Genomic DNA, 18,765 nt, shown 5'->3' with positions numbered 1-18,765 from the left:
CGGGCCGGAAGCGTCGCTTCCGGCCCGTTCAATCAACAGGTGGGCTTCAGGCCCGGCTCAGGTGCCCTGGGCGATGACGACGGCCGTGCGCTCGGACACCGTCGCGCCGTGCACGTCGCCCACTTTCACGGCGTACGTGTGGTTCTCGAACGAACCGTGGTTGAGTTCCACGGTGTCCGGGATCTTGGTGTAGGTGCGCGGCCCGGCCTGGAAGCCCTCGAGGTAGCTGATCTCGATGGGGCGAGCGTTGCGGTCGAGCGCCACCCAGTCCTTGTCGCTCAGGTTGGCGTACCCGGCGGCCGGGTCGTTGTAGCTGGGGTTGCCCTCAGGCCCCTGCGTGAAGATCTCGGCCATCAGCGGCTCGTTGTGAGGCGCGGCGGCCCGGTAGACCGGGTTGATGTTGGGCTGGAGGCCGTCCGTCGTGCTGCCCGCCAGCGCCTGGCTGTTGAGGCTGACGTACGCCAGGCTGTCCCAGGCCGGAGGCAGGTACATGTCCGTCATGGTGCGGGCCACGAAACGCCCGTCCACGGTCTGGCTCGCCATGAAGCTCTTGATGGCCTGGATGTTCTGGATGGTCGGCCCCTGCTCGCCGTTGAGCAGCGGCACGCGCGGCGCCATACGGGCAATCGCGTCGATGACGGACCACGCCCGGGTGCGCGCCGCCGCCTCGCCCAGCTCCTCCATGGCCTCGACGAACTCGCCGATCTCGTCGTTGGTGTACATCTCCCAGGTGTAGCCGATGGCCAACTCATAGTTGACCCCGCTGTAGAACTCGCCCTGGCCGATGAAGCCGGTGTACTGGACGTTGGTCGCCTCGGGACGCCGGGCCAGGAAGCGGTGCAGCAGGTTGGTCGCGCCGCGCGCCTTGATCGGCTTGAAGTTGTTGGTCGTCCGGGTGCGGGCGACCTTGAGCAGCTCGCTCTCGAAAGGCGCGTACCCGGGCTTGCGCGCCGCGTCGCGGGTGTAGGCCAGGGCCAGCAGGAAGTCGCTGGTGCTCAGCGTCTCGAGCTGCCGGTGCGCCCAGCGAATGCCCGTGAGGTCTTCCAGGACGCTGTCCTGGGCACTGAGGGCCATGTCCCAGCCCTCGCGGTTGCTGATCCGCAGGTCCTGGCTCTTCTGGAGGTGCTCGTCGAGCAGGGCGCCGTAGTAGCCCTTGTAGAAGGCCTGGATGCCCGCTTCGAGAATGGTCATCATGGTGAGCTTGTCGACGCTGGCCTCGGGGATGTGGCCGCGCAGGGCCGCCTCGCGGTAGCCCATGCGGAGTTTCTGGACGGTCATGCGGTCTCCTGGTGGTGCGTGGGGAAAGGGGGCGGAGGGCCGGGGCGGGCCGCGCTCAGCTGTTGGCGCGGACGGCGAGGAGGCCGTTGACCTTCCAGCCCACGTTCACGCCCGTGTTCAGGTCGCTGTAGGAGCCGTCGGGCTGGAGGTAGACCTTGGCGCCCTGCGCCAGCGCGGCGGGCAGGTTCACGCGCAGGGTGATGCTGATGCCGGGCAGGAACACGCTGGCCTGCCCGGCGACGAGGCCCTGGGGGTTGGCCTTGGCGGGGTTCTTCAGGTCGTCGGCGGTGATGCGGTCGGTGATCAGCACGCCGATCAGGCCGCCGGTGCCGATGGCGATGGGGTGGCCCTTGCGGGCGTTGGCGGGGACCGCGAGAGGAAGGGTGATGCCGTCCTGGGGGCTGCCGTGGGCGCGGGTATCCATGCTGGTGACCTCGGTGGGGACAAGAAGAAAGCCCCTGGCCGCAGGGCGGCAGGGGCGACGGGGGCGGCGCGGCTTATCTCAGGCCGAGGCTGCTGCGGACGCTGGCGACCGGGTTGTGTCCCTCAAGCTGCCGGGCGGGGGCGCTGTTGTTGCCGCCCGGGAGGGAGACACCCCCCGCGCGCTGTCCGGCGCTCTCCTGCGCGCGGCCGCGCTGCGGCAGGCTGGCGGCGCCCATCAGCACCCGGCGTTCCTGGATCATCTGGTCCACCAGCTGCCGCGCCTCCTCGTCGCTCTGAGCGCTGATGGCGACCTGGGTGACCTGCTCGCGGAAGCGGGCGTCGAGGTCCAGGTCCCCGACCTTGGGCGCGCGCGGGAGCTGCGCGGCCTCCAGCGCAGTGATCGCGATGTTGGTGCGCTTCTCGGTAAAGGCCTGGCGCTCGCTGGCTTCGAGGCGGGCGTTCAGCGCCAGGACGTTGCGCTCCAGCGTGCCCTCGGCGTTCGTCGTGGGCGCCGGGGCGGGAGAAGGCGCAGGCGCGGGGGCCGGAGTGGGCGCGGGGGCAGGGGTAGGAGCCGGTGCCGGGGCGGGCGTGGGCGAGGGGCTGGGCGCCTGGGTCGCCTCGCTGACGATGCTTTCCATCGCAGCGACGTACTCGCTCATGGCCTTGGCCTTCAGCTCCTCGAGGGTGCTGACGCCGTGCTTCTCCATCAGGGCGCGGATCTTGGGGTGCATGGTGTTCTCCTTCTGGCGCCGGGCGGCTTCCCGCTGCCGCGCCTGACCGCTGGTGTCGCTGGGGTCGCTGACCATGTCGATGGTCAGGAGGCGGAAGTCGTCCTGGATGACGCCGATGTAAACCTCGGGGTCGGGATGATCCGGGGCGACCTCCTTGGCGGGGATGTACTTCACACTGCCGGTGCCGTTGCTGCTGACGCCTACCGCGATGCCGCCGCCCAGCAGCGCCTTGAGGTCCTGTCCGGCCACGGTCTCGATCAGCAGACCGGTGGCCTTGACCGCGTTCCCGTCGAGGGTCAAGGACTCGTAGCGGATGCAGATGTTCTCCAGGCGGCCCTTGAGGGGGTCCCAGCGGTCCCAGCTGTCTTCGGGGTGTTCCAGCAGCGCCCACAGCTTCCCGGCCTGCATGTCCTCCTGGGCAGCCGTGATGGCGGCCTGCCAGACCTCGCGGGTGTAGAGGCGGCCGTTGCGGTTGATCTTCCCGGCGGTCGCCACCGTGACGTCGACCAGCGTGACGGTCTTGCCGTTGCGGGTCTCCTCGCGGATGGTGACGTGGGCGCGGTCGGGAGCGCGGCTCTCGCGCAGAGACGCTCCCTGCTCGGGCTGGGGCTGGGCGCTCTCCAGCAGGCGGACGGACACGGCCGAGGTGCAAGGCGAACGGTTAAGGTGCTCGGGCATAGGGATCCTTTCAGGGGAAGTTGGGGCGTGGCGGCCGGGAACCCTTACGCTTCGCGTAGCACCTCCCGCTCCGTGACCTGCTCGCGCTTCACGCGCTTGGGCTGACGGGGCTTCCCGCCTACCTCTTTCGTGGGGCGGTCCTGCTGGTCAGGCGCTGGTTCCCGCAGTGGGGTCGGTGGGTTCTGGTTCTGGTCGTGCATTTGGTTCACCTCCTGGCGGTGGGATAGGAGTACGGGCCTGGCCGAACGTTCGTCCGGCGGCGGCCATCAGCTCGACCTCGGTGGGCACGTCGGCACCCAGGCGTCCCGCGCCGGTCTGGTCGCTGATCCAGCCACGATCGGCCATCGCGGTGACCACGCGCAGCGTCGTCTCCAGGCTCTCCTCAGTGATCGAGGGCAGCACCCAGGGGAACTCCAGCCGCTCAGCCGGGAGCCGCTGGCGGGACCGGACGCGGGTGAGGCCGTCTGCGCTGGTCCTGGTGGTGTACACGGTGTAGAGGCGGCCCGGCCAGCGGCGCAGCAGTTCCGTTCGCACCAGGCGGTCGAGGTAGCCCCGCACGGTGGCCTGCCGCATCTGCCCGAGGCGCACTGCTGGGAGACTCATGTTGTTGGCGGTGGTCCGTGTGACGGTGCCGCCCTCTCCCAACCAGTGCTCGGGGAGACCGCCCAGGCACAGGCCGACCAGCCGGAGGAACACGCCCATGTCGGACGCGGCGTCGCTCGCCCCGCTCGCGGGCCTGGGGAATTCCAGCTTCTCGGTCACGCCGTCGTAGCGGTTGCCCTCCTTGTCCACGTGCCCCGGCTTGGTGATCAGGGGGACGATGGCGCCCTTGGGCGGCATGTGCCGGAACGCGGCGGCCTTCATGCGCCACTTCGCTTCCCCGCCGTCGGGCTCGCTGGGGTTGAGCATCGCGGTGTAGATGCCGACAACGCGCTGCTGCACCTCGTGGATGTTGAGGCGGTGGTTGGCGAGCGCGATGTACGCCATGGCCGCGTCCACAGCGCCGGAGACGAGCGGGAAGCCGCGCGGGTCGTTCCAGAGCGCGTCGTTGGCCGTCCAGACGAACTGGCCCCGGTCCCAGGTGCGCTCGCGCAGGTTCTGCCGCAGGTGCAGGGCGGTGACCATGTCCGACGCCGTGGTGCCGACGGCCGTGTCGCTCTCGACGCGCACCCCGGCCTCCAGGTCGAGGAAGCCGATGCGGGCAGGGGCGTCTGCTCCAGGGTCGGCGTCCCCGGTCGGGAACACCGTGGCGTTCTCGCCGTCGAGGAAGAACTCGGTGAGCCAGCGCTCGCTCATCAGGGTGCCGAGGTTGTTGGCCTGCCAGAACTCCTCCAGGCCCAGGCGGGCGGTCTTGTCCTGCACCTCGCCGTAGGTGAAGGCATCGCCGATCAGGAAGGAGGTGGCGATTCGCATCGCGGCCTGGAAGAGGGGGTTGAGGAAGTACACGCTGCGGCAGCGCAGGCGTTCGGCCTCGCGGTTGACCCCGTAGCGCCCGGCGCGCAGGGCCGGGCGGCCGCCGCCGTCCGCGTAGGTCCAGCCACCGCGCAGGCCGGGGTCCATCCCGGCGGCGGTATCCAGGATGGTCGGGTTCGCGGGGATGCTGGCGCCGCGCAGCTGGGCGGTCGGCCCGTCGCTGGCCTCGCGGGCGCTGCTGACCGGTTGTCCGTCAGGACCAAGAATAAACGTCGTTGTACTCACCTCCTTCGGTGTCCTGCCCGGACTGCACGGTCAGGGATGCTGCTGCCTCGGCAGCGGGATCGTGGCGGCCGGGCCTCTGGAACAGCCGCTCGGGGGCGAGGGCCAGGACTGCGCCGTCGCCGTCGTCGGGGCTTTGCCCCTTGGTGCGTTTCTTGAAGTCGCTTTTCTTCTCCAGCTTTCGGACATCTCGGTCACGGCGCGTGACGTAGCCGTACTTGCGCTCGACCAGATCCCGCTTGAGCAGCAGCGGCAGCGTGGCCTTGTCGATGCGGACAGCGCTGAGCACCTCGTCGGTCAGCGCGTACATCTCGGTCACCAGGTCGGCGTACTGGTCGGGGTCGCTCGGCACGCTGCCGAAGGCGACCTCGTGCACCACGAAGCCGTCCGGGAAGAGGGCGGCGAGGTCTGTGAGCTTGCGCAGGCCGTCCACGATGCCGCCGCCGTATCCGGCGTCCACGCGGATGCTCAGGCGTGTGATGCCCTGGGCAGCCAGGCGCCGGGCGGCCTTGGCGACCGCCTGCACGTAGCGGTCGGTGCGGCCGATCTCGTCCAGCTCCTGCGCGCCCTGGATGGCTTCTTCGAAGCGCAGCACCCGCCGGGCCAGGGAGTAGATCGTCCCGGCGTCGTCCCCGAAGCGTGAGCAGTCCACCCCGATCTGTCCAGCCCAGATCTGGCGCTGCACCTGATCGCCGACCGGGTCTGCCGGTTCCAGCAGGGGCGCGGGCACCACCTCGCGGGTCAGGCAGGCGTCGAAGCGGCCCGCGCTGATGAAAGTGTCCCCGCCGCCTCCGCTCGGCGGGACGCCCAGGGCGCCGTAGAGGAAGCCACGCTTCGGGGCGAAGATCGTGCCCGCCGGGTGGACACCGCCCCCCGCCTTCGGCACGTCCCAGGGAACCTGGAAGGTGTGGCGCGTCTCGTCCAGCTCGGGCACCACCTCGCACCCGAAGGTCCGCTGGTCCTCGATCCAGTTGTTGAAGGTGGTCCGGTCGGTGCCGCCCGGGACCTCGTTGGTCCCGCCCCAGACGTTCGGGAAATCGAGCAGCGAGAGGCGGAAGACCAGGGCCAGCGGGTGCAGCTTCATCTCCTGGAAGGTGCTGGCGCTGGTCTTCGGGTTGGCGTAGAGCAGCCAGATGCGGACGGTGTTGCCGGTGAACTGGCGCTTGACCGCGTCGTACATGAACTCCGCGATACCCTCGGCTTCCTCGAAGACCCACAGGTGGAAGTCGTTGTGCTGGCCCTGCACGCGCTCCGTGCCCGTCCCGCCCGCGTCGTTCGTGACGAAGCCCATGGCGAAGTGGTCGGCGCTCTGCTCGGCGCGCATGTCGCGGGGCAGCAGGCCGGGCATGACGTTACGCCGCCGCGCTTTGGCGTTGGCGACGTGCATGCGGATGTTCTTCCAGAGGGTGTCGCGCACCTGGTCGTTGGTGTTCGCGGTGGACTGGATCACCGACGGCGCGAAGCAGCGGTAGAACCAGGCGATCAGGGGGGCGCCGATCCCGTACGTCTTGCCGACGCCGTGGGCCGCCTCGATCACTAAGATGAACGGGACGTTCTGCTCGCCCGCGAGCTGCCGCCGCACGCTGTCCTGAATCGCCTCCAGGATCTCGTACTGGCCCGGCTTGCCGTTCATGCCTTTCCAGGGCTTTATGCCGAGGACGCGCTCGCAAAAGCCGATCAGGTCGGTGCCGTAGCGCTCGGTCCAGCGGCTCTGCTCGTCGCGCTGGGGCTGCTGCTCGGGAAGCTTGCCGCTGTCGCGCAGGCGTTTGCGGGCGATGGCTTGCAGGGCGTGCTGCCGCGTCATCCAGCCGGGCGGGCGGCTAGAACTCCTCGTCGTCATCTTCGTCGGGTGGCAGCATCCCCGCGATGCGCCACAGCTCTTCCTCGCTGAACTTGTCGAGGTCGTCCGGGGACTTGATGCGGCCGAAGTTGATGTTCAGCTCGTCCATGCCCAGGGCCTTGCGCTCCAGCTCCCCGCCGATCTTGATGACACGGGACATGTCGAGCGTATCCATCTTCTCCGGGTCCTGGTGCGCCATGGCGCGGACCCCCAGCGTGATCAGGGCCGTTCCGACCTTCAGCTGCCGCCGACGCACCTCGGTCTTCATGTCGAGGTCGAGGGCGCGCAGCTTCCCGTCAACCTCCCGACGCATCTGGAGGCGCAGGTCGGGCCAATCTTCCGCGCTGGATCGGCGTTCGAGCTGCCTCTCACTCGGGTAGCCCGGTGTGGCGGCGAGGCTGGCCAGCGTGACGGTGTCGTCCCCCCGGATGTACTCGCGGCGGATGGCGCTCCAGTCGTGCTTGACGCGCTTGTCTTCGGCGCTGCGCGCCCCGCTGCTGCTCTTCTTTTTCGGATTTGTCTCGGGCTTGGCGGGGGCACGTTTGGTCATGGGTAGGTCACCTCCTCTTTTGCGTGAGTTTTTAGTGCCTCCCCCTGGCATAGTCAGGGTGGAGGTGCGTTATGGAGTTGACGAAGCTGGAACGGCTGATGCTGATGCAGAATTTCCGAATCCTTGCAGCCTTGGAACCCGAGGAAAAGGAGCACTACGAGCGCATGGAACAAATCGTCACCCGGGGCTACGAGGCCCTATACGACGAACTGTTCACGAGCATTGATCCAGACGCCATTCCCGCCGAAGAATCGGAGTTTGTATACGACGTGCTGGACATGTACGTGGCCATTCACGATGCGGTCGAGGCGCACAGCATCGATCTCGCCGCCCAAGAGAACTTCGCCCTTCGGTTCATTGGATTTGATGGCAATAACGAGAGCCGCCTTCTTAGCTTCGCGGGATTTGCTGCCCGTGAAGAGGACAGCATTTACGCCATGTTCCTCCGAAACGGCCGGTTCCCGAACAGTCATGGCCCAACGCGCGCTCGCTATCAGCGCATGCTGGATGAGTACGGGCAGCGCCGAACAACGGGTGAGGCGCTGTCGGCTGATGATCTGGAGGCACTGAGGCAGGCCGCAGTTCACCCGGAAAACCATCGTTAGCTACTAGGCTTCCACCCGTTGCTGAACTGAGTTCGCCCCTGCGTTCCCCTTACCGTCATCCCGCCTCGGTCATACAGGCGGGTGACTTCTTCTTTCTCCATGCCGCAGCGCACCATCACCTGCTCAGGGGTCAGCCCCTCCTCGTCAATCAGGCGGCGCACGATGTCCGCCATCGGCAGCACGCCGTGCTCGCCCCTGGCCCGGTTGTGCCGGATGGTGCTGAGCATCTGGTCGCCGGTCGCGGGCGGCAGCAGGCGCACCACCGGCACGTACCCATCAGTCATCGCGTAGATGCGCGGGTCGCCGCTGCAGGTCCAGCGGTGGAAGCCGTCCACGATCTCACCGTCGGGCCTCGCCACGATGGGCTGTGTCCAGCCGTCTTCGAACAGGCTGGTCTTGAGCAGGTCCATCTCCGGCTTGGCGACGTGGTTGGGGTTGTACCCGTTGGCGTGCAGGTCGTCGCGGTGGACCCACTCGATCCGTGACAGGGGTTGGGCATCGCGGCCGTGATTCATTGGTCTCCTAGGAGGGCGCGGGCCTCCGCCAGCTCGCCCTGATAGCGCTGGAGGTCGGCGCGGTACTTCGCGAGGTCTTTCTGGAACTGCTCAGGAGTGCGGCGGCCCAAGGCTGGCTGACGACGGTCCTTGAAGTTCCCCCGCATGGCCATCTTCACGAAGAAGGTCCACGAGTAGCCAGTGAGCGGATGGTCCACGTGCGGGGCCAGCGCGTCCGCCGTCTTGCGGTAGTGCATCCGCAAGTGCGCGCGGATCTTCTTGCTGACGGCCTGGGCTTCCTTCTCGGGGAAGTTGGAGGTCACCAGGTCCCGCAACCAGGCCTCGTAGGTGATGCCGTGCGGCTTGTCCGGAATCTCCCCGAAGGCGTACAGCTCCGTCCGGGAATAGCGCTTGGCCGTCTGCGCGCCGGGCACCCGGGCCAGCATCCGGTCCCACAGCGCAGGCTCGCACTGGTGGTACTGGTCGAGGCGCTGCATCGGCTCCTCGCCGAACGGGGGCGCCAGCCGTTGCTTGCCCGGCGTGAACCCGATCTGGTCGAGCAGGTCGTACACCCGGCAGTAATCCCAGCCCAGCAGCTTGGGCGCCAACCACACGTCTTCGGTGCGCCAGTCGTAGATCGGGTAGGCCTTCCAGACATTCCCGGCGTGCTGCACGTCGTTGGCTCCGCCGTAGCCGCCCCGGTCTTTGATGATGTAGTTGTCGACCACCCGGCGGCTCACGGCGGCCCGGCGGATCAGGCTCTCGTCGGCCCGGATGCCCAGCAGCTGCACCACGTTGCCGAGGGTGGGCGGAAACAGCAGGCCGCTCACCTCGGGAATGCTCAGGCGGGTGGCCGGGTCCGCGTGGTCGTACCCCGGGATCTCGGTGATCGCCTCTTGCGGCAGCTCCCGCACCCACAGGTGACGGTCCTCCGGCGCCCAGGGGTACCACACGGGCGACTCGCTGGAGCAGGCGTTGCGGTGCTTGACCGGCACGCACACCCAGCGCAGGGCCACGTCCGGGTCGGCGGCCACCCGGCGCACGTAGTCGATGTTCTCGGTGTAGATGCACTCCTCGTCGTAAAACACCACGTCGAGCGGGGTGCGCCCGAGTTCGCGGGCGGCCTCCAGCGCCAGGTTGAGGACGACGGTGGAGTCCTTGCCGCCGCTGAAGCTCACCGACACGTGGTCGAAGCGTTCGAACAGGGCGCGCATCCGCTCGCGGGCCAGGGTCAGCACGTCCTGGTCGCTGTCCTCGGCCTTCAGGCGGCTGTTCTTCGGGTTGTACTTGAAGGGCTTCAGGCCCGGGTGGGGCGCGGACACGTCCCCGGCGACGTCCTCGCGCATCAGGGGGTCCACTGCGGGCCTCCCTGATGGCGGCGCAGATGCGCCGTGGTGGCCAGCGGGTACTGCTCGCCCGAGCCGTACACCGTCACCGTGGCGTCGGGCAGCGGCATGCTCCCCGGAAAGGGCAGGCTGCACAGGTAGGTGCCTTCTTCTCGGGTCAGCGCGTGCAGGGGGTGACCTCGCCGGGCAGCGACCACCTGACCGTCCTCGGTCAGCACCAGCAGCGCGAGCGGCACGCCCGGCGCCAGTGTGTCGAGCAGGGTGGCCACGCCTGCACGCAGGTCGGTGCGGGTCAGCAGCAGCGCCAGGACCTCGCTGTCGCTGGCGGTCGCCGGGTTCAGGCCGTGCCGGGCGGCCAGCGCGGAGGCTCCCGGCACGGTGCCGTTGTGGGCCACGAACAGCGGACCCACCTGGAAGGGCTGCGCGCAGGCGAGGTCGTCGTGTGCTCCAGCGGTCGCCAGCCTTGCGTGGCCGATCACGCTCTCCACCACGGTGGACAAGGGCGAGAGCGCCACCGGCCCCAGCGCCACGTGGCGTCCTCCCTGCGTGGCGTGTCCATGGGCGTGGGGGCCGCGTGTGCCCGCGCGCAGGGCCAGGCCGCGCAACCTGTCCGCCTCCGGCGGGCCGCCGCTGCGCCAGAAGCCGTACAGGCCGCACATCACGTCAGCCCCCGGGCGTGCAGGTAGTCGCGGGCCTGGGGCAGCACCGTGGCTGCCTGACGAACGATGTCCGGGTCGATCTCCCAGGTCTCGTCCCAGCCCTGCTGCTGGCTCTTGGTGTACAGGCGCTGCGGCCAGCAGCCGGTGCCGACCTGCCAGCCGCGTGGGTACCCGTAGATCGGCGGGAGGCTGTACCCCTCGCGCTTGATCAGGGCGAGCACGGCCTCGTGGGACCAGTCCCGAATCGGGCTGTAGCGTGTGATGCCCTCGCGGTTGCGGTAGAGGCCGCCCGCGCCGCAGAAGTTGCCTTCCGCGTGTCGGCGGCCCAGCACCAGCACGTCGAGCTGGTGCTCCTGGAAGTACCGCCGCTGCGCCGTGTGCTGCACCACCCGGAACCAGCGGGCGTTGTCCTGCGCGCGCTGCGGGAAGAGCATTTGCGGGTTCCTCGCCAGCCACGCGAGGTCCTGGCCGGTGTTGATCACCTGCACGCCGGGCGGCATGTGGTCGGTGACCCAGGCGAGGAACTCCGGGTACTCGAGGTTGGTCATGCCGAACACGCAGGCCTCGGTGCCGAGCTGGTCGCACAGCCACTCCACGACCAGCGAGTCCTTGCCGCCGCTCCAGGCGAACGCCACCTGCCGCCCGCTGAACTGCGCGCGCATCTCGGCCAGGGTGTGCTCGATCAGGGCGTCCAGTTGGGCGGGTGGGCAGAGGTCTTCCACCCGTGCCCAGGTGTCGAGCCAGGCCTGCTGACTGGACACCTGTTTGCGGGGGATGGTGGGCGCCGTCATTCCTCTTCCCTGAGGTCCGAGCAATTGCTGGCGTCGGGACGGTCTTCTGTCAGGAAGATCGTCTGGGCCAGCATCTTGAACCCGGACATGCGCTCGCGGAACGTCTCGATGGACTCTTCCGGGTGTACGGAGTCGATCACCGCGTTCGGGCCGATGGCGTTGAACTGGTGCGACACGCCGCGCGGGATCTGCATGTCCACGAAGCTGTTCGGCGGCACCAGCAGGTTGTAGCGGGTGCGCTCCACGCCCTGGGGCAGGTCGGGCAGCTCGTCCTCGAACTGGAAGGGGATGAAGGGCGTCACGCCGGGCACGTTGGTGACGAGGAAGGGGCTGAGGCTGCCCACCCGGATCGTGGTGCCGGGGCCGGTCATCATCCGCACGAACCTCAGCCCAGTGTGCAGGTGCATCCGCGAGCAGATGCCGCGCTCCTCGACGTTGTAGAAGTCCATCAGGTAGCGACTGGCGAAGTACCCGTCGAAGGGCCTCTCCAGCATGTACACGTCCCCTTCCTCGAACTCCTGGGCGCGGGTGATGCCGTCCTCGTCGGGGGTGCGGGCGGCGCGGCTGCCGTGGGCGGCGCGCACGATGCGGGCGAAGGCCCACACGAGCTGCCCGGCCAGCTCCTCGCTCAGCTGCATGACCGGCGTGACGACGTTCCGCGCTGGGTCCACGAACGCGGCGATGTCGTGGATCTCGTTCTCGTCGTCGGGGTGGGCCTTCATCGGATCGGGGCTCACGCGGTCACCTCGTTCAGATAGGCGCGGATGATCGCCATGAAGGCCTCGGGCGCGGTCGCCACGCCGAACTGCTCGCGGGCCTGCTTCACGGCCTTCTGCGCGAGGTCACGGTCCGGCGCAGGCACCACGTACACGACCTGCACGTACTCGGGGCCGCCTGGCCCTCCAGATGCGGGAGGCGCAGGCTCGGCAGGGGCCGCGTCACCTCCCGCCGCCGGGGTGGGGGAGGCCTGCGCCTGCGGCGCTGCCGCTCCGCCGATCAGGTCGTTCAGGAACTCCGAAGGCGGTTCCGGAAGGGCGGGGGCACTCGCGGCTGCTGCGTCCGTCTCCTGCACGAAGGCGGCGAGGTCGAAGCCTGCCACGGCGCGCAGGTCGTCGTCGAGGTTGCCCAGCATCCCCCTGAGCAGTTCGTCGTTCCAGCCGCCGAGTTCGCCGGTGCGGTTGTGGGCGACCAGGTAGGCGGCGGCCTCGTCCTCGCTGCCGAAACTGCCGCCGCGCGTGACCGGCACCAGCCACATGCCGTCCTCGCGGACCTGCACGAACTGGGGAGGCGGGCTGCCTGCGGCGTGGGCGCGCTCCAGCACCGAGAGGCGGCCGTGCCCGGCGATCAGGCGACCGGTCGTCTCGTCGATGGCGAGGGGGTCGCGGAAGCCGAAGCGGGCGATGCTGGCGGCGATGGCACCGTCGGCGTGCTCCTTGGGGTTGCCGGGCCAGCGGGCGAGCTGGTCGAGCGGGAGGTACTCGATCCGCAGGGCGGTGTCGGCCGGGGCGGGGTTCTTACGTGGTGCCATACATGCTCCAGCCCGTGTCCACCAGGGTAGACAGCGGGGCGACGCGCAAGGATTTGCCCAAGGGGGCAGCGGCGTCTTGAGGTGGTCGTGGGGCAGGGGAGTCCTGCGGCCCGGTGGTGCGCCCTCCCGGAGTTGTCACCGGGTGAGCCGGTCCGCTGTGCCCTGGAGGTTGGGCGGCGCGGCGGCGTGCCTGCTCGGCGGGGCGCAGGGGTGCCCAGGTTTTCGGCCCTGGGCCAGCCGCTGATGCCTGCCCGGAGAAGGCAGCGATACTCCCGGATGGATCCGCCCTGAAGGCCGCGGTCACGTCCTGTGAGGTGAGTGCGCCGCGTCCGGGCCGCTCCTCGTTCTGAGGGCCAAGAAAAGCCGCCCAGCCCTCAGGCGTGCGCGGTTTCGGGTGCTGCTCTCAGGTTGTGTGTGGCGAGAAGAGGGAAGAGGTTCAGCGCTTCATGGCGGGCACCTCCGGCGGTGGGCGGCAGACGGCACGGTGGCCCGGAACGAAAAGCGCCCCCGCGTAGGCGGAGGCGTTGGGTTCAGGGTAGACGGCGTGCAGTCTGAGCAGAATTAGGCGAATTTGGGGGGCGTTTTGTCAAGCCCCAGTGACTGCCTGGAAGATGCTTTGTGCCAAGGCGTAGGCTTCTGGCCCATCGGCGCCGATGCTCGAAACCAGAGCCACGGTTGTCATAAGGGCGTTGGCGCGCGCTTTGACCTGTTCCCACGCGCCCGCCTTGGCAGCGTTTTGGAGCGTACTCAGCACTGTAGAAGCTACATCCCGGTCTGTGTTCGGCTCCATGCGTTCGAGGATCGCCGACAGCTTATCTAGCAACTCCAGCACACGCGCCTGTTGTTCTGGGCCTATGTGATTGGTCTGCGTGGCGTAAATCGTTCCAGAGCCCGTGTTCATAGCCATCTGAAACGGAGCCTGCGCACCTTGCCCGACATTAACCTGCGTAGCAGGCAGGTTGGGGCTTGGAAATTCAAGGGCTATTCGCCCGTTTGAATTGCAGTACCAGACCATTTGCTTTCCGCTTGGCGTGACGCGATAGATGCTCGTTTCATAGTCGCTGTCCCGGTCGGAGAGCCAGCCGAAGCCCAGCAAGAATTTCATCAGATATTCGACGTCCTCAACGGAGAGCCTGGGAAGAGTCCGGTATTGCAGCAGATCCTGCGCTGTGATCATGTCCTGACCAGAGCGGGTCATCTCCTCCATGAGCGCCAGAACAGTGAAGCCGTGCGCGCCGTGGTCTATGTGGCTCCTGGACATATGGAGAGTTTACGGGCTGCTTTGCGAACCCGTGGGGACGGGTGGGTGGTAACCCGGCGCCGGGTGATGCTCAGGAATCTCGCTCAGGTCGATGTCCTTTTGTCGCTCGTCGATCATCAGCGACCGCCGGACGGCTTCGAGCGCTCGCAGCAGGTCCGGGTACTTTGCCAGCGTGGGCCGCAGCTCCAGATAACCGTCGTGGTCCCGGTAGATCAGGTGCTCGTCGTCGTCCTGGCGGCGCCCCTGCTTGCGGCCCCCGGCGCGCTCGCTGGTGTCCTCAACCCAGCGGCACAGGCTGGCCCAGCCCTGCGCCCCGACTCGGGTGGCCGTCAGAGACTCGATCTCGGCCGCATTAGCGACGATCAGCGTGTGCCCGTCCTCGGCGTACACGAAGGTCACGCGGGCATAGAACTGGGTCATCCCGCCGCCGTCGTGCTCCAGACGCACGCTCAGCACGTCGCCGTGGAAGTACCGGCCCGTGTGGTGCTTGACCCGGTACTTTTCCAGCTCGGCGTTCGCGGTGAGGTAGGTCAGCCGGTGCTCCTGCACCTGGCGAGCCAGGGCGCGGGCGTGGTCGGTCTGGCCCGCGTCAAGTTGCTGGCAGGCCTCCAGCGCGAGCTGATAGGCCGAGCGCAGGCTGTCCTCCATGATCCCGGCCACCGCGTTCTTCTTGCCGCCGCTCGGCGTGGAGAGGTCGGTGCCGCCGAGCGGGCGGGCGGCCTCGCGGACGATCTGCTGGAGGACGCCCGGCACCCGCGCCCCGGCGCGGCCCTCGGCGTCCGAGAGGAAATACCGGAGGTGGATGCAGCGGGCGATGTTGTTGATCATGGCCCGCTGGTCCTGATTGAGCCGGGCCGTGTCCACGTCCTGGGTTGGATCAGGCAGGAACACGGGCCGCACCGGGCCGCGCCCAGCTCGCCCACCCTGCCGGGCAGCGGCGGCCGTCGCCTCCACCTGGGCCGCTTCGAGCAGCACGCGGGCCACGTCCACCTTTTTCGACGCCTCGCTGCCCTTCGGGACCACCATGCCCGCGAGTTGCCGGGCGCGCTGCTCGGCCGCTTGCCGGAGATCGGCGCCGCCGGGAGCCTCTGCGGCTTCCAGTTTCCCCGCCTCCACCAGTTGCGCGACCAGACGTTTCCAGCTCGGGCGGCTGCGAGCGTCGACCAGGTAGGGGGCCACCTCTGGCTGACCCTCCCGGCCCACCTGCCTCACGGGCACCGTCTTCTCGGCCCCGTCCTGAAACTTCAGCCGTAAGCTGGGAGATTTCACGTCCAGTCGGGGCGCGCGCACCACCTGGGCGCGCTGCCCGGCGTAGGGCCGCGTGGCGGAAGGAGGACGGTAGTACACCTGATCGCCAGGCTTCAGGGCTGCGAGAGAGAGGGGCGTGACCTTCCTGGGCCTGCGGCCCGTCTGGAGGTCACTCACGCGTCGTTCTTCGTCGAGCCGGTCTCTCCACTTCACAAGCAGGCCTTTCTTTGGTTGAGCAGCTGCACCAGCTCATCGCGCTGGCGGTTGCGCTTCGAGATCTCGCCGAGGGACGGGCCACGCCGCGGGGTGTGGGCCGGGCCGTAGCGTTGCCGGTAGACGTCGAGCGCCGCGTCCCCGTACCCGGTCAGGACGTAGCCCGGGCCGTCCGGTCCCCAGGTGACCCAGCGGATGCGGCCGTCTGTGGCGAGAATCCGCAGCAGGCCGCGCTGGTAGTCGCTGATGGCAGCATGTTCGTCCTGGGTCCACAGGCCGGAATCCCTCAGGGCGGGCAGCGTGGGCTTGGGAATGCCGCTGAACACGGCGAGGAGACGGTACAGGTCGGGCAGGCCGGGTTTGGCGGTCAGGGTCTCCTGAGGGCGTTCAGCGGATTGGGTCATGCAGTCCTTTCTTCTTCCTCGATGGCGAGCAGGCCTTCGAGCGTCCAGGCCACGACCACGCGGAACCCGGCGTTTCGCAGGCGGGCGTGGCAGGCGAGCTGCTCGTCCGTGGGCGTCCTGCCCGGCTGTTTGAGTTCGGCGAACCAGAGGCGGCGCGTCCCGTCTTGCAGGTAGATGGCGAGGTCCGGCCAGCCGGGCGTATACCAGACGGTCCCGCCGCCGTGGCTGCCCTTCAGGCTCTCCTGCACGTCCCAGCCGCGCCCTTCCAGCGCCGACTTCGCGGCGGTCTGGAACTCGGCCTCGGTGGCGTAGCCGTTGCTGGCGGAACGTGGAAGCCCCGCACCGGGCTGATCTGCCGGTGCGGGGGCCGCGTCCTGGGGGAAGAGGTGCGGGTGTCTGCGCTTGTACTTGCGCAGAAACGTCTCGTCGAAGGGGGTCAGAGGAGCACCTCGCGGAAGCGCGCTGGCGTGAGGGTGACCGCAGATGTCGGGCGCCACCAGCGCCACCAGGGGCGGCAGGTGCCGTACCTCGCGCGCACGAACCGGAAGGTTCGGAGCAGGTGGGCGACTTCCATGGCGACAGCGTCCCGCATCGCCATCCCCCGGTACATGCCGCGCAGCACCTGGCCGCTCGCCTCGTCGTAGACGAGGGTCACGGCGGCGATGTTGGCGGCCTCCTCGGCGTTGCCGAAGTCCACCTCCAGCTCGCGCAGGCTTACCACGGCGCCGAGGCTGCTGATGGCGGAGAGCGCCCGCACCCGTTGCTGAGGATGGGCCGGGCAGCCCTCGTGATGGTCTCCGTCACAACCACACCTGCGGGTGATCACTCGCTCGGCCATGCCACTTCCTCCTGAATTTCGGCCTCGTGCTGTTTGCGCCACGCACGGGGGGCGTCCCAGATGCTCTTCACGACCGGGCCGGGGCGCAGGTCGCCGGTCGTGGGGTCCATGACCTCCAGCCAGTACCCGTCCGGGCCGAACATCAGCCCGCCGCGCAGGCCCATGCTCTGGAATCCGGCCACGTAGTCCATCGGCTTCTGATCGTCGGTGCCCTGGAAGTCGCGCCGGTCCTGAGCACCGCGCTGCACCGCCATGGTGACGGCTTCCACGCGGCGCTCGGGCGGGATCTCGCTCAGCGGGACCGGCTGCTGGGTGTCGGGGTGTTCGACCTGCATTCCGGAGGCCATGTTCCGCACGGTGTCGGCCACGCCCTGCACGTCCGCGCTGCTGGGTTGCTGCTTGCCGGTCACGGCGCGGGTCACGTCGAGCACCAGGCCGTAGTCGCCCGGGGGCACCACGCCCAGCGCCCGGGCCACCCGCTCGTTGGTGATCTCGATGCCGCGTTCCGCGGCCTCCTCCGCCACATCCGCGAAATCGATCAGCTGGTAGAGCCGGGCGCGGGAGAGGCCGAAGACCTCCAGCCCGTAGGCTTCGAAGGTGGGGTGGGTGCTGCGGTAGAGGCGCTCGGCCTGAAGGGTGCGCAGCGCGCGGCCTGCCATGATGCCCGCGCGCACGCCGATCACGACCTGTTCCTCCAGTTCAGCGCGTCGGGCACGCTCCTCGGGAGTGAGCAATTGGAAGACTGCGAGTTCGGCTGCCGTCACTCCTCGCCCTCCAGCCACGGCACATCGGCAGGGGTCAGCGCGGCCGTCGCCTGGATCAGCCGCAGGGTCCGCAGGCAGTCGCCCAGGGCGTTATGCGCGCCGGGCAGATCGTCCTCGCGCACACCGCGCCGCACGCAGGCATCCCGCAGGCGTGCCCAGCGCCAGCTGTCCCAGGAACCGCGCTGACCATGAACCGGGGCGTAGGCGAGCATCACGCACCGCGCCCTGTCGCTCAAGGCCCAGAACGCCTTCAGGTCCGTGCTGGGTCCCCCTTCCGGCGCCGTGTGCCAGCCGGGCATGGCCGCGTCGAGCGACTGCACCAGGCGCGGGAGGTCGAAGGCCTTGTTGTAGATCACGACGTGGTGGCTGGTCAGCAGGTCGCGCAGGCGCGGCCAGAACTCGGCGATGCTCGGACAGTCCTGCACGTCGGCGTCGGAGATGCCGTGCACAGCCTGCGCGCCCGGCTCTACCGGACAACTGGGGCGAATGCGCTCGTCGAACAGCGTGCGGCCCCAGGCGTCCACCAGGGCCAGTTCGATCACCTCGCCCTGCAGCCCGGTGGTCTCGGTGTCGAGCACGGCGAGCTGCGGGTCGGTGGCCCAGTCGAGGAAGGTGTCGAGCGGATGTGAGGTCATCGTCTCAGGCATGGCAGTCCTCGGTGCGGGAGGGGACTCGCGCCGTCACGCGCTCATTCCTTCGCTCTCGCTGTCGTCGTCCTTCTTCGGGAACAGCGGCGTGGTGGGTTCTTCGATCTCCACCGTGAGTTCGACGTCGTAGGCGGTCCGGTCTGCCGGGTCGAGGTACTTCTCGAAGCGGGCCTGCGCGTTGAAGTACACCTCCACCACGGCCACGACCTTGAAGTCCTTGGTCTTGCTGCCCCGGCTGGTCACGGTCCAGGTGCGCCGGTCGCCGCCGCCATAGATGCGGAGGGTGAAGGTGGCCACCTCGCGAGTGTCCTTTTTCCGGGTGATGCGGTGGGCGCGCTGGAGAAGCCGCAGCTCGGTGTTGTCGGGCAGCTCCAGGTGCAGGGTCGTGAAGGGCTGACCTCCCTGGTCGCGCTCGTGCTTGATCGCGTCCACCGCGACTTTCAGGGTCCGTTTCATGCGCTCCTCTCGCGCCGCTCGCGCTTTTCCCGCTGGCGCTCGTGGGCGTTGGCCCGCTCCCACCCGCGCCGCCAGTGGGCGTAGCCGTCGTGGTGGGGCCGGGGGCCGCTGCGCTGGCTGCGGAGGTCCATGCGGGCGTCCCAGCCTTCCCGCCAGCAGCGCGCATGGAAAAGCGTGCGGCCCCGCCCGACGACCTCGCCGTTGGGGAGCGCCAGCTGGTGCTCGTCCGGGGAGGAGGGAATCGGGGCGGGCGCGATGGTGAGGTGGTGGCGGGTGGACGGTGTCAGTGTGCTGGTCATGACGGGCCCTCCAGGGC

The 18,765-nt window shown here is 68.8% G+C and carries 22 protein-coding genes; 1 reads left to right on the top strand and 21 read right to left on the bottom strand.

Annotated features, from left to right (window positions below):
- Positions 1 to 57: 57 nt before the first annotated feature.
- The 6 genes from HNQ09_RS09380 to HNQ09_RS09355 form a co-directional block, all read right to left on the bottom strand.
- Complete coding sequence (locus HNQ09_RS09380; protein ID WP_184028305.1) at positions 58 to 1,278, bottom strand: phage major capsid protein; 1,221 nt, start codon at positions 1,276 to 1,278, stop codon at positions 58 to 60.
- 55 nt (positions 1,279 to 1,333) lie between these two features.
- Positions 1,334 to 1,702 (bottom strand): hypothetical protein, encoded by a 369-nt coding sequence (locus HNQ09_RS09375; protein ID WP_184028303.1) that lies wholly within the window; start codon positions 1,700 to 1,702, stop codon positions 1,334 to 1,336.
- Between the two features lie 73 nt (positions 1,703 to 1,775).
- On the bottom strand, positions 1,776 to 3,110 hold the full coding sequence (locus tag HNQ09_RS09370) for a hypothetical protein (RefSeq protein WP_184028301.1): 1,335 nt from the start codon (positions 3,108 to 3,110) through the stop codon (positions 1,776 to 1,778).
- Positions 3,111 to 3,257: 147 nt separating this feature from the next.
- Entirely contained in the window at positions 3,258 to 4,808 is a 1,551-nt protein-coding gene (locus tag HNQ09_RS09365) for a hypothetical protein (protein WP_184028300.1), read from the bottom strand.
- Positions 4,777 to 6,609 carry a hypothetical protein gene (locus HNQ09_RS09360; RefSeq protein WP_184028298.1) on the bottom strand — a complete coding sequence of 611 codons (1,833 nt, stop codon included), beginning with the start codon at positions 6,607 to 6,609 and terminating at the stop codon, positions 4,777 to 4,779. The genes HNQ09_RS09365 and HNQ09_RS09360 overlap by 32 nt, the downstream gene beginning before the upstream one ends.
- A gap of 16 nt (positions 6,610 to 6,625) precedes the next feature.
- A complete protein-coding gene (locus HNQ09_RS09355; RefSeq protein WP_184028295.1) occupies positions 6,626 to 7,195 on the bottom strand; it encodes a hypothetical protein in 570 nt (189 codons plus the stop codon).
- Between the two features lie 71 nt (positions 7,196 to 7,266).
- On the opposite strand from HNQ09_RS09355, the gene HNQ09_RS09350 reads away from it, so the two are divergent.
- Positions 7,267 to 7,800, top strand: a complete 534-nt coding sequence (locus tag HNQ09_RS09350) for a YfbU family protein (protein ID WP_184028293.1) — start codon at positions 7,267 to 7,269, stop codon at positions 7,798 to 7,800.
- Here the strand turns inward: HNQ09_RS09350 and HNQ09_RS09345 are convergent.
- From HNQ09_RS09345 to HNQ09_RS09275, 15 genes are all read right to left on the bottom strand, one after another.
- Entirely contained in the window at positions 7,797 to 8,315 is a 519-nt protein-coding gene (locus HNQ09_RS09345; RefSeq protein ID WP_184028291.1) for an IbrB-like domain-containing protein, read from the bottom strand. The genes HNQ09_RS09350 and HNQ09_RS09345 overlap by 4 nt on opposite strands.
- Positions 8,312 to 9,652, bottom strand: coding sequence for a phosphoadenosine phosphosulfate reductase domain-containing protein (locus HNQ09_RS09340; RefSeq protein ID WP_184028289.1), 1,341 nt, complete (start codon positions 9,650 to 9,652; stop codon positions 8,312 to 8,314). Before HNQ09_RS09340 ends, HNQ09_RS09345 begins: the two co-directional genes overlap by 4 nt.
- A complete protein-coding gene (locus HNQ09_RS09335; RefSeq protein ID WP_184028287.1) occupies positions 9,640 to 10,299 on the bottom strand; it encodes a class II glutamine amidotransferase in 660 nt (219 codons plus the stop codon). Before HNQ09_RS09335 ends, HNQ09_RS09340 begins: the two co-directional genes overlap by 13 nt.
- Complete coding sequence (locus HNQ09_RS09330; RefSeq protein ID WP_184028285.1) at positions 10,299 to 11,090, bottom strand: phosphoadenosine phosphosulfate reductase domain-containing protein; 792 nt, start codon at positions 11,088 to 11,090, stop codon at positions 10,299 to 10,301. The genes HNQ09_RS09335 and HNQ09_RS09330 overlap by 1 nt, the downstream gene beginning before the upstream one ends.
- Positions 11,087 to 11,827: a hypothetical protein gene (locus HNQ09_RS09325; protein WP_343057711.1), complete on the bottom strand. Its 741-nt coding sequence runs from the start codon at positions 11,825 to 11,827 to the stop codon at positions 11,087 to 11,089. The genes HNQ09_RS09330 and HNQ09_RS09325 overlap by 4 nt, the downstream gene beginning before the upstream one ends.
- On the bottom strand, positions 11,824 to 12,618 hold the full coding sequence (locus tag HNQ09_RS09320; protein WP_184028283.1) for a ParB N-terminal domain-containing protein: 795 nt from the start codon (positions 12,616 to 12,618) through the stop codon (positions 11,824 to 11,826). The genes HNQ09_RS09325 and HNQ09_RS09320 overlap by 4 nt, the downstream gene beginning before the upstream one ends.
- A 586-nt stretch (positions 12,619 to 13,204) precedes the next feature.
- A complete protein-coding gene (locus HNQ09_RS09315; protein WP_184028281.1) occupies positions 13,205 to 13,879 on the bottom strand; it encodes a hypothetical protein in 675 nt (224 codons plus the stop codon).
- Between the two features lie 9 nt (positions 13,880 to 13,888).
- Positions 13,889 to 15,304, bottom strand: coding sequence for a hypothetical protein (locus tag HNQ09_RS09310; protein ID WP_184028279.1), 1,416 nt, complete (start codon positions 15,302 to 15,304; stop codon positions 13,889 to 13,891).
- Positions 15,305 to 15,336: 32 nt separating this feature from the next.
- Positions 15,337 to 15,744, bottom strand: coding sequence for a hypothetical protein (locus HNQ09_RS09305; protein ID WP_184028277.1), 408 nt, complete (start codon positions 15,742 to 15,744; stop codon positions 15,337 to 15,339).
- Positions 15,741 to 16,241: a VRR-NUC domain-containing protein gene (locus HNQ09_RS09300; RefSeq protein WP_343057710.1), complete on the bottom strand. Its 501-nt coding sequence runs from the start codon at positions 16,239 to 16,241 to the stop codon at positions 15,741 to 15,743. The genes HNQ09_RS09305 and HNQ09_RS09300 overlap by 4 nt, the downstream gene beginning before the upstream one ends.
- Positions 16,181 to 16,582, bottom strand: a complete 402-nt coding sequence (locus HNQ09_RS09295) for a hypothetical protein (RefSeq protein WP_184028275.1) — start codon at positions 16,580 to 16,582, stop codon at positions 16,181 to 16,183. The genes HNQ09_RS09300 and HNQ09_RS09295 overlap by 61 nt, the downstream gene beginning before the upstream one ends.
- Entirely contained in the window at positions 16,567 to 17,346 is a 780-nt protein-coding gene (locus HNQ09_RS09290; RefSeq protein WP_184028273.1) for a hypothetical protein, read from the bottom strand. Before HNQ09_RS09290 ends, HNQ09_RS09295 begins: the two co-directional genes overlap by 16 nt.
- Entirely contained in the window at positions 17,343 to 17,993 is a 651-nt protein-coding gene (locus HNQ09_RS09285; RefSeq protein WP_184028271.1) for a 3'-5' exonuclease, read from the bottom strand. The genes HNQ09_RS09290 and HNQ09_RS09285 overlap by 4 nt, the downstream gene beginning before the upstream one ends.
- A gap of 33 nt (positions 17,994 to 18,026) precedes the next feature.
- A complete protein-coding gene (locus HNQ09_RS09280) occupies positions 18,027 to 18,449 on the bottom strand; it encodes a hypothetical protein (RefSeq protein ID WP_184028268.1) in 423 nt (140 codons plus the stop codon).
- The gene (locus tag HNQ09_RS09275) at positions 18,446 to 18,748 is read right to left on the bottom strand and encodes a hypothetical protein (RefSeq protein WP_184028266.1); all 303 of its coding nucleotides are present in this window, start codon (positions 18,746 to 18,748) and stop codon (positions 18,446 to 18,448) included. The genes HNQ09_RS09280 and HNQ09_RS09275 overlap by 4 nt, the downstream gene beginning before the upstream one ends.
- Positions 18,749 to 18,765: the final 17 nt, after the last annotated feature.

This window comes from Deinococcus budaensis, assembly GCF_014201885.1.
GTDB lineage: Bacteria > Deinococcota > Deinococci > Deinococcales > Deinococcaceae > Deinococcus > Deinococcus budaensis.
This window is presented reverse-complemented; position numbering and strand designations above follow the sequence as displayed.

What these genes read in the sequence shown, in the direction of transcription:
- HNQ09_RS09375 (WP_184028303.1), bottom strand. Translation starts at nt 1,702, where the DNA reads ATGGATACCCGCGCCCACGGCAGCCCCCAGGACGGCATCACCCTTCCT.
- HNQ09_RS09360 (WP_184028298.1), bottom strand. Translation starts at nt 6,609, where the DNA reads ATGACGCGGCAGCACGCCCTGCAAGCCATCGCCCGCAAACGCCTGCGC.
- HNQ09_RS09370 (WP_184028301.1), bottom strand. Translation starts at nt 3,110, where the DNA reads ATGCCCGAGCACCTTAACCGTTCGCCTTGCACCTCGGCCGTGTCCGTC.
- HNQ09_RS09275 (WP_184028266.1), bottom strand. Translation starts at nt 18,748, where the DNA reads ATGACCAGCACACTGACACCGTCCACCCGCCACCACCTCACCATCGCG.
- HNQ09_RS09280 (WP_184028268.1), bottom strand. Translation starts at nt 18,449, where the DNA reads ATGAAACGGACCCTGAAAGTCGCGGTGGACGCGATCAAGCACGAGCGC.
- HNQ09_RS09380 (WP_184028305.1), bottom strand. Translation starts at nt 1,278, where the DNA reads ATGACCGTCCAGAAACTCCGCATGGGCTACCGCGAGGCGGCCCTGCGC.
- HNQ09_RS09305 (WP_184028277.1), bottom strand. Translation starts at nt 15,744, where the DNA reads ATGACCCAATCCGCTGAACGCCCTCAGGAGACCCTGACCGCCAAACCC.
- HNQ09_RS09330 (WP_184028285.1), bottom strand. Translation starts at nt 11,090, where the DNA reads ATGACGGCGCCCACCATCCCCCGCAAACAGGTGTCCAGTCAGCAGGCC.
- HNQ09_RS09320 (WP_184028283.1), bottom strand. Translation starts at nt 12,618, where the DNA reads ATGGCACCACGTAAGAACCCCGCCCCGGCCGACACCGCCCTGCGGATC.
- HNQ09_RS09295 (WP_184028275.1), bottom strand. Translation starts at nt 16,582, where the DNA reads ATGGCCGAGCGAGTGATCACCCGCAGGTGTGGTTGTGACGGAGACCAT.
- HNQ09_RS09335 (WP_184028287.1), bottom strand. Translation starts at nt 10,299, where the DNA reads ATGTGCGGCCTGTACGGCTTCTGGCGCAGCGGCGGCCCGCCGGAGGCG.
- HNQ09_RS09350 (WP_184028293.1), top strand. Translation starts at nt 7,267, where the DNA reads ATGGAGTTGACGAAGCTGGAACGGCTGATGCTGATGCAGAATTTCCGA.
- HNQ09_RS09345 (WP_184028291.1), bottom strand. Translation starts at nt 8,315, where the DNA reads ATGAATCACGGCCGCGATGCCCAACCCCTGTCACGGATCGAGTGGGTC.
- HNQ09_RS09355 (WP_184028295.1), bottom strand. Translation starts at nt 7,195, where the DNA reads ATGACCAAACGTGCCCCCGCCAAGCCCGAGACAAATCCGAAAAAGAAG.
- HNQ09_RS09285 (WP_184028271.1), bottom strand. Translation starts at nt 17,993, where the DNA reads ATGCCTGAGACGATGACCTCACATCCGCTCGACACCTTCCTCGACTGG.
- HNQ09_RS09315 (WP_184028281.1), bottom strand. Translation starts at nt 13,879, where the DNA reads ATGTCCAGGAGCCACATAGACCACGGCGCGCACGGCTTCACTGTTCTG.